This is a genomic window from Paenibacillus sp. FSL L8-0470 (assembly GCF_038008625.1).
Taxonomy (GTDB): domain Bacteria; phylum Bacillota; class Bacilli; order Paenibacillales; family Paenibacillaceae; genus Paenibacillus_AQ.
On the sequence record NZ_JBBOZM010000001.1, the window covers coordinates 1416819 to 1432062 of the forward strand.

At 54.9% G+C, this 15244-nt stretch carries 13 protein-coding genes; 10 read left to right on the forward strand and 3 right to left on the reverse strand.

What is annotated here, in order from left to right:
- Positions 1–12 precede the first annotated feature (12 nt).
- The 7 genes from NST99_RS06580 to NST99_RS06610 all read left to right on the forward strand — a co-directional run bounded on the left by NST99_RS06580 (position 13) and on the right by NST99_RS06610 (position 7042).
- The gene (locus NST99_RS06580) at positions 13–1002 is read left to right on the forward strand and encodes a D-alanine--D-alanine ligase (RefSeq protein ID WP_341090503.1); all 990 of its coding nucleotides are present in this window, start codon (positions 13–15) and stop codon (positions 1000–1002) included.
- Positions 995–2179, forward strand: a complete 1185-nt coding sequence (locus tag NST99_RS06585) for an aminotransferase class I/II-fold pyridoxal phosphate-dependent enzyme (RefSeq protein WP_341090504.1) — start codon at positions 995–997, stop codon at positions 2177–2179. Before NST99_RS06580 ends, NST99_RS06585 begins: the two co-directional genes overlap by 8 nt.
- A gap of 413 nt (positions 2180–2592) precedes the next feature.
- The gene (gene cobT / locus NST99_RS06590; RefSeq protein ID WP_341090505.1) at positions 2593–3654 is read left to right on the forward strand and encodes a nicotinate-nucleotide--dimethylbenzimidazole phosphoribosyltransferase; all 1062 of its coding nucleotides are present in this window, start codon (positions 2593–2595) and stop codon (positions 3652–3654) included.
- On the forward strand, positions 3651–4199 hold the full coding sequence (cobU, locus tag NST99_RS06595) for a bifunctional adenosylcobinamide kinase/adenosylcobinamide-phosphate guanylyltransferase (protein WP_341090507.1): 549 nt from the start codon (positions 3651–3653) through the stop codon (positions 4197–4199). The genes cobT and cobU overlap by 4 nt, the downstream gene beginning before the upstream one ends.
- On the forward strand, positions 4196–5008 hold the full coding sequence (gene cobS / locus NST99_RS06600) for an adenosylcobinamide-GDP ribazoletransferase (protein ID WP_341090509.1): 813 nt from the start codon (positions 4196–4198) through the stop codon (positions 5006–5008). The genes cobU and cobS overlap by 4 nt, the downstream gene beginning before the upstream one ends.
- A gap of 100 nt (positions 5009–5108) precedes the next feature.
- Entirely contained in the window at positions 5109–6713 is a 1605-nt protein-coding gene (locus NST99_RS06605; RefSeq protein ID WP_341090512.1) for a cobyric acid synthase, read from the forward strand.
- 2 nt (positions 6714–6715) lie between these two features.
- Positions 6716–7042 (forward strand): YnfA family protein, encoded by a 327-nt coding sequence (locus NST99_RS06610; protein WP_341090513.1) that lies wholly within the window; start codon positions 6716–6718, stop codon positions 7040–7042.
- A 106-nt stretch (positions 7043–7148) separates the two neighbouring features.
- Here NST99_RS06610 and NST99_RS06615 read toward each other — a convergent pair whose 3' ends face one another.
- Positions 7149–8732, reverse strand: coding sequence for a methyl-accepting chemotaxis protein (locus tag NST99_RS06615; protein WP_341090514.1), 1584 nt, complete (start codon positions 8730–8732; stop codon positions 7149–7151).
- A gap of 494 nt (positions 8733–9226) precedes the next feature.
- Between NST99_RS06615 and NST99_RS06620 the strand changes: the two genes are divergently transcribed.
- Entirely contained in the window at positions 9227–9952 is a 726-nt protein-coding gene (locus NST99_RS06620) for a queuosine precursor transporter (RefSeq protein ID WP_341090517.1), read from the forward strand.
- A gap of 87 nt (positions 9953–10039) precedes the next feature.
- Here NST99_RS06620 and NST99_RS06625 read toward each other — a convergent pair whose 3' ends face one another.
- Positions 10040–11134, reverse strand: a complete 1095-nt coding sequence (locus NST99_RS06625) for a M24 family metallopeptidase (protein WP_341090518.1) — start codon at positions 11132–11134, stop codon at positions 10040–10042.
- Between the two features lie 382 nt (positions 11135–11516).
- Between NST99_RS06625 and NST99_RS06630 the strand changes: the two genes are divergently transcribed.
- The gene (locus tag NST99_RS06630) at positions 11517–12659 is read left to right on the forward strand and encodes a PQQ-dependent sugar dehydrogenase (RefSeq protein ID WP_341090519.1); all 1143 of its coding nucleotides are present in this window, start codon (positions 11517–11519) and stop codon (positions 12657–12659) included.
- Between the two features lie 113 nt (positions 12660–12772).
- Here NST99_RS06630 and NST99_RS06635 read toward each other — a convergent pair whose 3' ends face one another.
- Positions 12773–13501, reverse strand: coding sequence for an MBL fold metallo-hydrolase (locus NST99_RS06635; protein ID WP_341090520.1), 729 nt, complete (start codon positions 13499–13501; stop codon positions 12773–12775).
- Positions 13502–14382: 881 nt separating this feature from the next.
- Between NST99_RS06635 and NST99_RS06640 the strand changes: the two genes are divergently transcribed.
- Positions 14383–15243 (forward strand): SDR family oxidoreductase, encoded by an 861-nt coding sequence (locus NST99_RS06640; RefSeq protein ID WP_341090521.1) that lies wholly within the window; start codon positions 14383–14385, stop codon positions 15241–15243.
- Position 15244 lies beyond the last annotated feature (1 nt).

Below are 15244 nucleotides of genomic sequence, written 5' to 3' on the forward strand. Positions count from 1 at the left end.
GGGGTTATGGGGATGATAAAAGTAGGCGTAATAATGGGCGGGGTTTCCTCTGAATATGAAGTGTCGCTGAATACCGGCAGAGAAATGCTGAAGCACCTGGACCGGAGCAAATATGAGGTTGTCCCGGTGGTTATTACAGAGCGTGAACAGCTGATCGGACAGGTAAAAGGTCTGGATTTTGCGCTGCTGGCCCTTCATGGAACCTATGGCGAGGATGGAACAGTTCAGGGTACGCTGGAGACGCTTGGCATCCCATATTCCGGGAGTGGCGTGCTGTCCAGCAGCCTATGCATGGATAAACATCTGTCCAAAACAATTCTTCGCAGCAAAGGTGTTCCTACGCCTGACTGGCTGTGCTGGGACCGGGCGGAGGATGTTGCGCCGGAAGCCGTGGAACAGCTCGGTTACCCGGTGATGGTGAAGCCGAACTCAGGCGGTTCCAGCATCGGGATGACCAAGGTGAATAGCGTGCAGGAGCTGCGGAGTGCGGTGGAGAAAGCTTTTGGGGCGGACCAGTCTGTGCTTGTCGAAGCATATACCGAAGGCCAGGAGATTACCTGCCCGATCCTCGGCGGAACCCTGCTGCCCGTTATCGGCATCAATGCGCTTGGCGCGGACTGGTTCGATTACAGCTCCAAATATGAGCAGGGCGGAGCCGACGAACAGGTTATTCAGCTGCCTGCCGAGATCCTGGAGCGGGTGCAAGCGGCGGCGCTGACCTGTTATCATACGCTGAAATGCTCGGTATATGCACGGGTGGATATACTGCTGAAGGATGGGAATCCCTACGTACTGGAGGTCAACACGCTGCCGGGTATGACCGAAACCAGCCTGCTGCCCAAAAGCGCACTTGCGGCCGGATTCACCTTCAGCAATCTGCTGGATGAGATTATCGCGGGTTCTCTGAAGGAACAGCGTGCGAATCAGGCAGTCCAAGTAACACAAGAGTTAACGGAGATGCAGAGGGAAGAAGAAAGGCAAGAGGTAGCAGGTCATGCTTAAGGAGAACCGCAAGCTGGCAGAGGATTGGATAGCTCCCCGTGTGCGGGAGATTGCACCTTCGGGTATCCGGGCTTTTTTTGATCTTACTGCCGGTAACAACGATATTATATCACTGGGCGTAGGTGAACCGGATTTCGCTACACCTGAGCATGTAAGAGCTGCCTGCGTCCGCGCTTTGAACCGCGGGGAGACGATGTACACCTCGAATGCCGGACTCATGGAGCTTAGAGAAGAGATCGCCCAATATCTGGGGAGCAGCTTTGGACTGCAGTATCATCCGGCGGACGAGATCATGGTTACGGTGGGCAGCAGCGAAGCCCTTGATCTGGCACTGCGCGCTTTCACGGCTCCGGGTGATGAGATCATCATCCCTTCTCCCAGCTATATTGCCTATTCGCCAATTGCCCACTTAAACGGAGGGACGCTGGTTGAGGTGGAGGCTACGGCAGAGCAGGGCTTCAAGCTTACAGCGGAAATGCTGCGTAAGGCCATTACCCCACGCTCGAAGCTGCTGGTAGTGAATTTCCCGAATAATCCTACGGGAGCGGTCATGTCCTACGAGGACTGGCTGCCGATTGCAGAAGTTGTAAAAGAGCATAATCTGCTCGTGCTTTCAGATGAAATCTATGCGGAGCTTACCTATGACAGCACTCATGTTAGTATCGCTTCGCTCCCCGGCATGCAGGAGCGGACGATAGTGATCAGCGGCTTCTCGAAGGCATTCGCCATGACCGGCTGGCGTGTCGGTTATGTCTGCGGGAACCATGAGCTGCTGGCAGCGATGCTGAAGATACATCAGTATACCGCGATGTGCGCGCCGGTGCTGGGCCAGATTGCCGCGATCGAATCCCTGCGCAGCGGACTGCCCGATAAAGACCGGATGAAGGCATGTTTCCGGCAGCGCAGAACTCTGTTTGTCGAAGGGCTCAGAACAATTGGACTTCACTGCCATCAGCCGCAAGGTGCGTTCTACGCCTTCCCTTCGATCGCTCATACCGGATTGAAATCGGAGGAATTTGCTTTACGCCTCCTGCGGGAGGCTGGAGTCGCCGCAGTTCCGGGACATGTGTTCGGAAGCGGCGGCGAGGGGCATATCCGCTGCTCCTATTCGACATCCACAGAGAGGCTGACCGAAGCGCTGGAGCGGATGGAAGGGTTTATGAAAGTAAGAATATGAATGCAAGTGTAAATGCAAGCGTGAATGCAAATGATCATACGTGTGAAGAAATTCTCCGCAAGACAGCATTGAAGCTCTGCACCCGGAAGCAGCGGTATAGACAGCTTTCCAAGTGCATGAAGGTAAAAATGTAATTGTATGATCCCGCTATATCACCTATAATCCTTAAGGAAGAAATAGGGGTATGCACTAAAATAGTTCGCGGCAGCAGCAGTGGCAGCACAAAGCCCCCTTCTTTGGAGAAGGGGGCTTTGTGCAAATATAAGAATTTATATGCTTCACGCTATAAATTATCCTTCTATTTCTCGCTGAAACGGATACCGTCCTTTTTAAGGACGGCGAAGCCGTTTCCACTTGCGTGGAGCTACGTTTATTCAAATAGAGTTGTAATAGAAGAAACAGGAGGAGTAACTATGACTTCAGCATTGGAAGAAGTGATCGGGCGGATTGTCCCCGCCGATGAACAAGCGATTCTGCGCGCCGGGGACCGGCTGAACAGCCTGACCAAGCCGCCGGGAAGCCTTGGCCGGCTGGAGGCATTGGCCGTTCGGCTGGCAGGAATCTCCGGTGTGGAACAGCCAAGCTACGGTAAACGTACCGTAGTGGTCATGGCTGCAGACCACGGTGTCTGCAGTGAGGGAGTCAGCGCATTTCCGCAGGAGGTTACGGTGCAGATGGCCCATAACTTCCTCAGCGGCGGCGCAGCGGTGAATGTGCTGGCCCGCCAAGGCGGGGCAGAGGTGAAGCTGGTGGATATCGGGATAGGCGGTGACCTGAGCCATCCGGAGCTGATTGACCGCAAGGTACGGCGCGGAACCTGCAATATGGCGCAGGGACCGGCGATGAGCCGGGAGGAAGCGCTGAGAGCCATTTTGGCCGGGGTGAACGTGGCGGAGGAAGCGGTGAAGAGCGGAACGGAGATACTTATCACCGGCGAAATGGGCATCGGCAATACGACAGCCAGCGCTGCGGTGCTGTGTGCACTGGAAGGCATCCCTGCAGAGACCGCTGTAGGCCGGGGTACCGGCATTGACGATGAGCGGCTGCGCCATAAAATCGCAGTGGTGGAGCGGGCGCTGCAGATCAATGCACCGGATCCGGACGATGCTATCGACGTGTTGGCTAAGGTAGGTGGCCTTGAAATCGCCGGTCTGGCCGGGCTTATTCTGGGTGCAGCCGCTGCACGGGTTCCCGTTGTGCTTGACGGCTTCATCTCCGGCGCCGCAGCGCTTGCGGCTAAAGCACTTGCACCGGAGTCCATCCATTATATGATTGCCTCTCATGTCTCAGGGGAGCAGGGGCATAAGCTGATGCTGGAACGGCTGGGGCTGGAAGCGCTGCTCGACCTTGGGCTGCGTCTTGGCGAAGGAACAGGGGGCGCCCTATGCCTTCATCTAATTGAAGCGGTGTGCCGGATTATGCGCGAAATGGCCACCTTCGAAAGCGCAGGGGTATCCGGGGCGGAGAGCCGATGAGCATCCTTGTAACAGGCGGAGCGCGCAGCGGCAAAAGCAGCTTTGCCGAACGCCTGACACTGTCTCTGGCCGGTCAGGCTTTCTATGTGGCGACCGGGCAAGCGTTCGATGAAGAGATGAAGGCGCGGATTGCCCTGCACCGGCAGCAGCGCGAAGAAAGCGGCGGCCAGTGGGAGACGCTGGAGGAGCCGCTGGATTTGCCGGCTCTGCTGGAGCGTCTCTCCGGGGGAAAGGCGGTGCTTGTAGACTGCCTGACCCTGTGGCTCTCCAATATGCTGCTGGCGGTGGAAGGGCAGGCGGACAGACAAGAGCGGGTGGAGCAGGAAATCGCCAGGCTGGAGCACAGTGTGGCGTCTTTCCAGGGGACGCTCGTTCTGGTTACGAACGAGGTTGGCAACGGCATCGTGCCGGAATATGCACTGGGACGGCTGTACCGTGATCTCGCCGGACGGATGAATGCGCTGCTGGCCCGGCAGTGCCAGCAGGTCTTTCTCGTCACCGCCGGAATACCGGTTGAGCTGAAGAGCAGGGAGTACCTGCTATGAGTGCGCGGGAGGATGCCGCCGCCGCTTTTCAGTTCCTGTCGCGTTTTCCGGTAAAGGGCGGCGGCGACTTTTCCCGTGATTTGCTGCGGCGCAGCGTGGTCTATTATCCGCTTGTCGGCGCGGCGATCGGGGGGAGTGCTGCGCTGTGCGCCGCTGCAGCGGCTTGGTTGCTGCCGGCTTGGCCTGCCGCTGTAATCACCCTCATCCTGTGGGTAGGGCTGACCGGCGGGCTGCACCTGGACGGCTGGATGGACAGTGCCGACGCACTGCTCAGCTACCGCTCGCGGGAGCGGATGCTGGAGATCATGAAGGACAGCCGCGTAGGGGCGATGGGCGTCCTGGCCTGCGTGCTGCTATTGCTGCTGAAGGCCGCCTTGCTGGCGGCATTTATTGAAGGCGGCACCTATTACGAGCTGCCGCTGCTGTTATTGCCGCCGGTCTGGAGCCGCTGGTATATGGTGCGGGCGATGGCCCGCTATCCTGTTGCCCGCGGCAATGAGGGGTTGGCAGCCAGCTTCGCGGAGCTGCCGCCCCGGCAGGAGCGGCGCGCGCTGCTCACCGCCGCGCTGCTCTCACTGGCCGCTGCCGCTGCGCCACTTGCGCTCGGCGCGGCAAGCGGTACCTGGCCGCAGCATCTGGCGGCGGCCTGCCTTGCCCCGGTGTCCGCAGTGCTCTGCGGACACTTCGCGGCGCGGCGGATCAGCAGCCGGCTCGGCGGGCTCACCGGCGATGTGTACGGCGCGCTGAACGAGTTGCTGGAGGTCCTGCTGCTGCTCTTGCTGGTGCTGCTACAGAAGGGCCTGATGTAGCCGGTAGGCTCTGCGGAGAGCTACATTTCCGGCGTATGCTAGAGCAAGAACAACTGCTTCGCCAGTACTCCGGCAGCAGGAAGAAAGCGGGGAGAAGAGCATGAAGAACCAAGCGGACACACAAGAGAGGAAACAGCGGGCGGCCGTGCTAATGATGCAGGGAACGGCTTCGGATGTCGGCAAGAGCCTCGTCACTGCAGCCATCGGGCGGATTATGACACAGGACGGCTACCGGACGGCGCCTTTCAAGTCGCAGAATATGGCGCTGAATTCCTATGTCACCGTGGACGGCAAAGAAATCGGGCGTGCCCAGGGCATGCAGGCCGAAGCGTTCGGCATTACGGCTACCAGCGACATGAATCCGATTCTGCTGAAGCCTTCGGGCGAGATGAGTGCGCAAATCGTCGTCCATGGTGTACCGCACACGGCGCTGAGCGCGCGGGAATACCGCGAGAAGTTTCTGCCGGAAGCCAAAGGGACGGTGCTGGACGCGCTGGATCGTCTGCGGGCAGCTTATGATATCGTGCTGATGGAAGGGGCGGGAAGCCCGGCCGAGATCAACCTGAAGGCGCGGGATATCGTCAATATGAATCTCGCAGGCTGGGCGGATGCGCCGGTGCTGCTGATCGCAGACATTGACAGAGGCGGCGTATTCGCCTTTCTGGTCGGTACACTCGAACTCTTGGAGCCGCATGAGCGGGCGCGTGTCAAAGGTTTCATTATCAATAAATTCCGCGGAGATCTGTCCTTGCTGCAGCCCGGTCTGGATTGGCTGGAGCAGCGCACCGGGATCCCGGTGCTTGGTGTGCTGCCGTTTCTGCCGCAGCTGCGGATAGAGGCGGAGGATTCCGTAGTACTGGAAGGGACTTCGGGCCGTATGCAGCCCGGCAGCGCGAAGGAGCTGGATATTGCGGTCATCCGCTATCCGAGAATATCGAACTTCACCGATTTCGATCCGCTGGAGGACGAGCCGGATACCGCTGTACGTTATGTGACCTCTGTAGAGGAGCTGGGCACACCGGATGCCATCATTCTGCCGGGCACGAAGAATACGGCGGCAGACCTGAATTATTTGCGGGAGCAGGGCTTCCCTGAAGCAATAATGTATGCGCTTGAGCACGGAACTCTGCAGCTTACCGGGATTTGCGGAGGATACCAGATGCTGGGGCGGAAGCTGCTCGATCCGCATGCTGTTGAAAATGCGGAGCCGGGGGATAGTGACGGGCTGGGCTATCTGCCCCTGTCCACAGAATTTCTGCCGCATAAGACGACGGTGCGTGTAAGCGGCACGCTGGCTGATGGTCATCCGCTGCAATTATGCGGCCTTGACCCCGGAGCAGCTGAGGAAATTCCCGTTGCCGGATATGAGATCCATATGGGTACCACGACGAATCATGAAGGTGCAGGCGTCAGAAGCCTGTTCCGCCTGACGGGACCGGAAGGGGAGACGTTGCCTGAAGGTTGGGGTACGCCGGACGGCAAGATATGGGGAACTTATCTGCATGGTTTGTTTCATAATGATAGCCTGCGCAGAGCCTGGCTTGACGGGATACGGCAGGGCAAAGGTCTTGCCCCGCTGGCCAGGACCTTCTCGTCGGCAGCGCTCCGCGAGCAGGAATTCGACCGCCTGGCGGATGCCGTAAGAGCAAGCCTTGATATGAGGGCGGTTTACAGAATAATGGGTCTTCCCGGAGAAGAGGGGTAAGAATGGTGCTGGCGGTTCTGCTGTTTATTGTTGCCGGTCTGGCTGAAATCGGCGGCGGTTATTTAATCTGGCTGTGGCTGCGGGAGTCGCGGCCGCTCTGGTACGGCCTCGTTGGTGCACTAATTCTGATTGCGTACGGCATCGTCCCCACCTTGCAGAAGTTCCCTTCTTTCGGCAGGGTGTACGCCGCCTATGGCGGTGTGTTCATCGTGCTTGCCGTTCTTTGGGGCTGGCTGGTGGACAAGAAGACACCGGATCTGTATGACTGGATCGGTGCAGGTATTTGTGTGATTGGGGTATCGGTTATTCTGTGGGCACCGAGACACTGATCTGAATAGCTTTTTTAAATTGCAGCGCAACCTGACAAAAAGGCAGTCCAAGCTCTGATAAGCTGTGGACTGCCTTTTGATAGGGTTCGAAAGAAGCGGGTTCTTTTTAAATCTTGAACTGTTTCACAGCTTCCTGAAGCTTGACCGCTTGTTCATGCAGATGCTCCACGGTCAGGGAGTTGCCATCCAGCTCCTCATGCTGCCGTGAGGAGTTCTCGGCAAGCAATTCTGCGCTTGCTTGCGAATTGGCGGTAATTTGTGCAGTTTCCTCCACTGAGGCGCTTACTTCTTCGGTGCCGGCCGAAATCTGCTGGGTGGCGGCAGATACGGACTGAATGCTGTGATTGATGCTCTGAATAAGAATAAGCAGCTGATTAAAGGCATTGCTGGCTTCCACCACTTTGCCTACGCCCGAGGCTACTTCCAAGTTCACATGATTCATTTCTTCCACTGAACGGTTCATATCCTCCTGCAGGCTAAGCAGGAAGTCACGGATCTGCTCATTGGATTCCTTGGACTGCTCGGACAACTTGCGGACTTCTCCAGCTACAACAGCAAAACCGCGGCCATGCTCGCCTGCGCGTGCCGCTTCAATGGAAGCATTCAGCGACAGCATCTGAATCTGCTTGGTTATTTCGGTGATGCCCTGGACAACCCCGCCAATCATCAGGGAACGTTCATTCATGATGCGGAACTGCTCCAGCGACTTCTGAGAGGCATGCTCCACCTGACGCATTTGCTGTACGGCACTCTGGGCAATCTCATTGCCGCCCATGGCTTCCGCTGAAGCTTCACTGATCTGCTCAGTGACTTCACCGGCTGCGGATGCGATATGCTGAATGCCGAAATTGATTTCTTCCATGGCTCTGGAGTTCTCCAGTGCGCTGCTGGCAATAGTTGTACTGCCTTTGCCGATCTCCGTAACGGATAGTGCCGAACGCTCGGCCATTTCACCCAGCACTTCAACACGCGCTTTCAGATCATTGGCATCGGCGACGACACTGCCTGAAGTATCGAGAACCTGCCCGATCATTTCCTTAAGCCGTTGTCCCATACTTTGGAAGCTCACTGACAACTGGCCGACCTCATCGTTGCCCTTAATAACGAGATTCTGCGTGAAATCACCGGCAGCGAGCTTATTGCTGTAAGCGGTAAGCTGAGAGAGCGGCCGCGTGATTCTCCGGCTCATGAAGGTCGCGGCGGCGGTTCCAATGATCAGCGACAGCAGTGTAATTCCTATACTTGCCCAAACGATGCTGTTTATCTTGTCTTCAACAAAACCAACGTCTGAACTTACTCCGATGACCATCCTGCTGCCGGGAACACTGACATAGGCGGTCTTATGTATACCGTGACTGTCACTATAGATTTCACTGAGCCCCGTTTTTCCTTTAGCGGCTTGTTCCATAGCGGGCAATACCTTAAGGCTTTCTTCAGCCTTCAGCTTTGAGCCGTGATCTGCGGCCAGTACGGTGGCCTTTCCATCTTTCATTTCGATGAGGAAAATGGTCTCCACATCATGCAGCTTTCTTTTTTCCTGGAAATAGTATTCGACATTCGTGGTGGCCTGTGCACTCTTACTCAGGGTCTGCTGGGCGTGGGTTGCGTTCAAATTCTTGTAGACATCCTGAGCGGCCCCGGTCAGAAGCTTGTTAATTTGCGGCATTACGTAGCCGTCGATGGTACTCATTGATATAAAGTAGAAGCTGATACTTAACACAAGAGATGTGAGCAATAGGACGACAAACAACAAAAGTGTAAATTTGCGGCTGATTGAATTCTTTAAGCGTGACATATCCATTCTCTCCTTTTCTATTTGAATGCATCGATCCCATGCCAACGCTTATAAGCGGGCACACAGCTATATACTCCATTGATGTTGGTCATATATCAGGCTATCGTTCCGGGGATATGATTGATAACTATTCTATAGAATTAACCTTCGGTTGAATAGTGAAAATTTTGAATTATAACGCATATTTTTCAGAAAAATATGAATAATTATCGAATGAATCATTAGTTTACCGAAAATAAGTGACATCATTCTTCTTTTCTGAAAATTTAAAATTATCATAGAATGTTAGCTTTTTATATGGTAGAGTATTAATGTTTTGTTCCTATAAACAAAATATCCGCGGTTCGTAACCATCCCGCGTAACCAAAACTAGGAGGAAGTATAGAAAAATGTTTAATTTGTTTTGGGGAATTTTGTTCGTTATTGTCAACTTCGGCCTATTTCTGCTCTGTTACCGTCTCTTTGGTAAAAAGGGGCTGTATGCCTGGGTTGGAGTTGCTACGGTCATCGCCAATATTCAAGTGGCCAAGACGATTGCTATGCCGCTGGACATCGTGATGACGCTGGGCAATACGATGTATGTGACGCTGTATATGACCAGCGATTTGCTTAATGAAAGGTACGGGAGGAAGGAAGCGCGCAATGCCGTATGGTTCGGTTTTTTCACCCTGCTGATGACTACGGTGATTATGCAGATGGCGCTGGTGTTCAAACCGCAGGGAGATCCCATTTTCCAGACCTCGCTGGAAACGATCTTTGGACTGATGCCGCGTCTGGCGCTGGGAAGCCTTGCTGCCTATTTCATCAGCCAGTTCCTCGACGTGCGCCTGTATTCGTGGATCCGCAAATACTACAGCACCTCGCGCCAGCTTTGGATCCGCTCCAACGGCAGTACGATGATCAGCTCGTTTGTTGATACGCTGATTTTTTGCACCATTGCGTTTGCCGGCAGATTCGATATGCAGGTGTGGATCGAAATTCTGCTGACTACTTATGTAGTGAAATTCCTGCTGACCGGTGCAGGCACGCCAATCCTTTACATTGCCCGCTCCTTTAAGTTTGCCGAAGAGGAAGAGCCGGCCCTGAAGGCTGCGGATAGCCGCAGCATTTCATAGGTTGTGACCATAAAAAAGCAGTGAGTCTCCCGTTATGGGGCCGGCTCACTGCTTTTTTTGATGGACATATCTTATATTGGACTGCTGTTACAAATGGAGGATAGTCAGCTCTTTCGGGAAGCTGGTCAGCGTTACGGGACCTTCTGCCGTAATAAAGACATCATCTTCAATACGTACACCGCCTACGCCCGGCACATAGATGCCCGGTTCCACGGTGAATACGTTGCCGTTCTCGATAATATCCGTATTTAAACCGTGAAGGGAAGGATACTCATGGGTATCCATGCCAAGTCCATGGCCGACACGGTGCATGAAATATTCCCCGTACCCCGCATTTTCGATCACTTCACGCGCTGCCCGGTCCACTGAGCCGAAGGTAGCTCCTGCCCGGGAAGCAGCAATGCCTGACAGGTTAGCGGCCAGCACCGTGTTGTAGATTTCGGTCAGCTTGCTGTCCGCTTCCTCCACGGCAAAGGTCCGTGTGATGTCGGAAGCATACCCGGCGGCATATACGCCAAGGTCGAACATCAGAAAATCACCCGGCTGGATGATGCGGTCTCCCGGCACACCATGCGGAAGGGCAGTGTTAGAACCACTGAGGACCATAGTGTCGAAGGAAGGACCGGAGGCGCCGACCTTTTTCATCAGATATTCCAGCTCGGCTACCAGCTCAATTTCGCTGACTCCGCTTTTCACATGGTTTAGACCGCGGCGCAGAACCTCCTCCACCAGCCCGGCGGCATGTTTCATCCGGCTGACTTCCTCCGGTGTCTTCTTGGCGCGCATCGCCCGGAGCAGGGGACCGATATCGCTAAATTGCGCTGCAGGCACAGAATCGGCGAGCAGCTCATACCGGCTTACGGAGAAATGCTCTTTCTCTATGCCGAGTGTGCCAGGTGTTTTGCCGCCAAATTGCGACTTTAGCAGCTCATACGGATTATCAGTATCGCTGTGTGTCAGGATCGTCGTGACGGAGGAAGCCGCATGAGCTGCTTCGGCATCCAGTGCCGGAACAATCAGGACGGGCTCCTCTCCGCGAATCAGCAGCAGGCCAAGAAAACGTTCATGGGGATTGCTGGCAAACCCGGTCAAGTAGTAGACATGTTTGGGATCGGTGACGAGCAGAGCGTCCAGCCCTTCTCCCGCCATTCCCCCAGCCAAACTTTGTAGAGCCTCATTCATTTCAGGTGTTCCCCTTTCGTGATCACGATAAAAAAAGCAATGTTTTCATTATAGATCATTAGCCGGCAGGGTGCACGTCTCTGTAGATTTGCTTGACCAAAGGGTTTAGCAAACCGCAAGGCCGGGTAATAGTTGCCCAAATTGATTGTAGACTGAACATAACAAGCTTTAAAGCCAGTGCTCATATATTCTTTCAGGAGGTGACAGCCATTTCCGGCAAAAGAAAAGTCCACCACAGCCTTCTAGGGTGCTGTATGATGATCCTGCTGACAGGAGGGTTGTCAGCATGCAGAGCTTCTTCCGAAACCAGTAATGCGGGGGAAACGCTGAAGAGTGCAGGGCCGCGCCTCTGGGAAACCCTGCAGAGAGCGCAGATCCATCCTTGGTTTCTCCGTCAAATAATACAGCGGATGGAAAATCGGGTCAGCAGGCAGAGGTGCAGGTTCCAATAACAGTATCCGAGGATCCTGCAACAACAGCTTCTGTAAAGTCCAAAGCATCCTTCCCCTATACCGCTCAAACAGTAGCAACGGGGCTGAATGTCCCTTGGGAAATGGCATTTGCTCCGGATGGGCGGATTTTTTTAACTGAACGGCCCGGCAGCCTGCGGGTGATAGAGAACGGTAAACTGAGAAAGGCTCCGCTGCTGGAGCTTCTTGCGCCGTTTGTCAGCAAGGGGGAGGGTGGTCTCTTGGGACTTGCACTGGATCCGGCGTTTGGAAGCAACGGGTATGCCTACGTCTACCATTCCTATCTCCATGCAGACGGCGGAGTGCAGAACCGTGTACTGCGGCTCAAGATCAGCAGCGGCAAAGCGGAGATTAACAAGGTGATGCTGGATGGCATCCCTGGAGACACCAATCATAACGGCGGAAGGATTAAAGTAGGACCGGACGGATATCTGTACGTCACTGCCGGTGAACGTTATAAGCCGGAGCTGGCACAGGATAAGCACAGTCTGGGCGGAAAAATCCTGCGAATCTCCCTTGACGGGTCCATCCCGCAGGATAACCCTTGGCCGGATTCTCCCGTCTACAGCTGGGGCCACCGCAACCCGCAAGGATTGGCCTGGCAGCCGGACACTGGAGTGCTTTACAGCTCGGAGCATGGCCAGTCCAGTCATGACGAAATCAATATCATTGAGGCAGGCGCCAATTACGGCTGGCCGCTTATTGAAGGCGATGAAACCGCAGGCAAAGATGCAGTGAGTCTGAGGCTTCCGCTGCTGCATAGCGGCAGCCAAACCTGGGCTCCGTCGGGAATGGCTTTTATTACACAGGGACCATGGAGCGGCGAACTGCTGGTTGCCGGGCTGGCCGGAGAACAGCTGCTGTGGATTTCCCCGTCGTCCGGAGGCGGGAAGGCTAAGGCAACAGCATTGTTCCAGGAGAAATGGGGCCGGCTCCGCAATGTGGCAGAGGGGCCGGATGGTACCTTATATGTAATGACGAATAACCGGGATGGCAGGGGCGAGCCCGGAAACAATGACGACAAGCTGATTGCCCTGAAGCCAAACTGGAAATGAGCCTAGTGCCGCTCCTCGTTTAAAATCCTGTCATGAGCAAAAATCAGGCCCGCTCGTAGATTACTCTACTTGCGGGCCTGATTTATGTCTGGACTATAGCTGGAGATACTCTGTTAGAGCGCATCCGTCAATTGGTTGATAAGCTCCTGCGGACTGCCGTCGTAGAGTCCGCCGTGGTAACACAGGACGGACTGGATTAACCGTCCTTCCAGCTTGTGCAGGCTGCGCAGCGCCTGCGGCATGTCCGGTGTGGCCGACACTGCCGGTCCGGTCAGCTGTCCGTCTACGACGAGCAGCTCATCGACTGCCAGCAGCAGCGCTTGTTCCTGCACATAAAGGCAGATATGCCCCGGTGTATGGCCGGGGGTATGAATAATTTCGATGCCGCCGCCCCACGGCAGCCGCTGGCCGTCATGCAGCTCCGTGAAGCTGCCGAGCTGTGCCAGCTGCTCCAGAAACGCATGGAACTGCTCCTGAAATGCCTCCGGCATCTGCGCGACCCGCTGCGGATTCATCTTCAGCATCGGCTGGCTGTTCGTGATTGCCGGAATATCGCCCGGATGGGCGAATAGCTCAACGCCTGGGAGCTTCTGCACGAGCAAAGGGAGATTGCCGATATGATCAATATCCTGATGGGTGAGGATGATGCGTTTAATGCTTGAAAGCTGTTCGCCCGCTTGCTCTATAGCTTGCAGCAGAGCATCATATTGGCCGAACATGCCGGTGTCTATGAGGGTCAAGTCCTCCCCATCCTTCAGCAGCACCGGATAAATCTTGGTAGGGCCCATTACGGGTGAGATCATGGGGACAGTTAGTACGATAACATTTGGGCCAATATTCATAGTTCAGCTCCGGGAATAGGATTCCCGAATTCACCTCCATATAAGTTTTCTCAGTTAGCAATCGGCGTTCCGTTCGGGACCTTGCGGTCCGGAGCCAGCAGGATGACCTAGCCTTCCTCCGCATGCGATGCGTACCCCGCCAATCGTGTATCTTTGAGCATGCGATGTGTACCCCGCCAATCGTGAAACTTTGAGCATGTGATGGGTTCCCCGCAAATCGTGTATCTTTGAGCATGCGTTGCGTACCCCGCCAATCGTGAAACTTTGAGCATGCGTTGCGTACCCCACCAATCGTGTATCTTTGAGCATGCGATGTGTACCCCGCCAATCGTGTATCTTTGAGCATGCGATGCGTAACCCGCTAATCGTGTATCTTTGAGTACGCGTTGCGTACCCCGCCAATCGTATATCCCTGAGCATGTGTTTTGGTGCTGTTTCTGTTCGGCGGACTGTATGTTCTTTATTTGGTTCAAATCCAATGACCAGCACTCCACGCGGACTGCATAGCCCTTATTTGCCTGGAAAACGGGTTAGACTACCCATTTTCAATGAGATAGCGGCGCTGGTGTCCGTTCGAAGAGTCAGGAGTCCTTATTGTACAGAATAATGTCTCCTGAGTCCGCGAGACAGTCTGAGCCGCTAGATGCTGATTGCCGGCTGATGTATCCTGTACTCCTTCGATTGACACCGTATCTTATTCAAATTGATACAATTACAGGACTGCAGCAATCTGGACGAGCGATTCACACAACTGAATAGCCATATGTACTGAAAGGCTTTTCTTGTGGACCTGATTTGATGTAACATAATCTTAAAACATATGCTGTGGAAAGGCCAGGCTGGCAGTTGTAATTGGCAGGTTGCTAGAGAGGGGATTGGCCATGAATGGAAAGACGGTGCTTGTAACCGGAGGCAACTCCGGGATGGGATTGGCAACGACGATTGAAATGGCCCGCCAGGGAGCAACGGTGGTGATGGCCTGCCGCAGCCGCAAGCGCGGGGAAGAGGCGCTTGCGGAAGCCAAGCGGGAGAGCGGATCTGACCATATCACGCTGATGTTATGCGATTTGGCTTCGTTTCAGAGCATACGCGGGTTTGCAGCGGAATTCAAGGCGAGCCACCCCATACTCGACGTATTGATTAACAATGCCGGTGTAGTGGCCGTTAGACGTGAGCTTACGGCGGACGGCTTCGAGCAGGACTTTGGCGTGAACCATTTGGGACACTTCTTGCTGACCCGTCTGCTGCTGGATCAGCTAAAGGCGGCAGAGCAAGGCAGGATCGTGGTCGTTGCTTCCGGGGCCTACAAGATCGGAAAGCTGTATTTGAACGATCATACTCTGTCGGGCGGTTTCAATCCGGTCAAGGCTTACGCGCGTTCCAAGCTGGCTAATATCCTTTTTACGAGAGAGCTGGCCAAGCGCCTGCAGGGCACGGAGGTTACGGTTAATGCCGTACATCCGGGTGCTGTGGGGACCAACATCGGGGTTAACCGGGAGACAGGCTTTGGCCGCTCGGTGCTCAAGCTGTTGTCCTATTTCTTCCTGACACCTGAGCAGGGGGCGGACACGGCTATCTATCTGGCGACGGCGCCGGAACTGCTGGGAGTGACCGGACAATATTATTACCGCCGAAAGATCAAAGAACTGTCACCGCGGGCACTGAGTCAGGAAGATGCCGAGCGTTTGTGGCAGTGGAGCCTGCAACAGACCGGAGCAGATAAGGGCTTACACAACTTTTAGG

Bases quoted from the DNA above. Each gene is read 5' to 3' on its own strand.
- NST99_RS06620 (WP_341090517.1), top strand. From the start codon at position 9,227: ATGTTTAATTTGTTTTGGGGAATTTTGTTCGTTATTGTCAACTTCGGC.
- NST99_RS06580 (WP_341090503.1), top strand. From the start codon at position 13: ATGATAAAAGTAGGCGTAATAATGGGCGGGGTTTCCTCTGAATATGAA.
- NST99_RS06625 (WP_341090518.1), bottom strand. From the start codon at position 11,134: ATGAATGAGGCTCTACAAAGTTTGGCTGGGGGAATGGCGGGAGAAGGG.
- cobS (WP_341090509.1), top strand. From the start codon at position 4,196: ATGAGTGCGCGGGAGGATGCCGCCGCCGCTTTTCAGTTCCTGTCGCGT.
- NST99_RS06615 (WP_341090514.1), bottom strand. From the start codon at position 8,732: ATGAGTACCATCGACGGCTACGTAATGCCGCAAATTAACAAGCTTCTG.
- NST99_RS06605 (WP_341090512.1), top strand. From the start codon at position 5,109: ATGAAGAACCAAGCGGACACACAAGAGAGGAAACAGCGGGCGGCCGTG.
- cobT (WP_341090505.1), top strand. From the start codon at position 2,593: ATGACTTCAGCATTGGAAGAAGTGATCGGGCGGATTGTCCCCGCCGAT.
- NST99_RS06635 (WP_341090520.1), bottom strand. From the start codon at position 13,501: ATGAATATTGGCCCAAATGTTATCGTACTAACTGTCCCCATGATCTCA.
- NST99_RS06585 (WP_341090504.1), top strand. From the start codon at position 995: ATGCTTAAGGAGAACCGCAAGCTGGCAGAGGATTGGATAGCTCCCCGT.
- NST99_RS06640 (WP_341090521.1), top strand. From the start codon at position 14,383: ATGAATGGAAAGACGGTGCTTGTAACCGGAGGCAACTCCGGGATGGGA.
- NST99_RS06610 (WP_341090513.1), top strand. From the start codon at position 6,716: ATGGTGCTGGCGGTTCTGCTGTTTATTGTTGCCGGTCTGGCTGAAATC.
- cobU (WP_341090507.1), top strand. From the start codon at position 3,651: ATGAGCATCCTTGTAACAGGCGGAGCGCGCAGCGGCAAAAGCAGCTTT.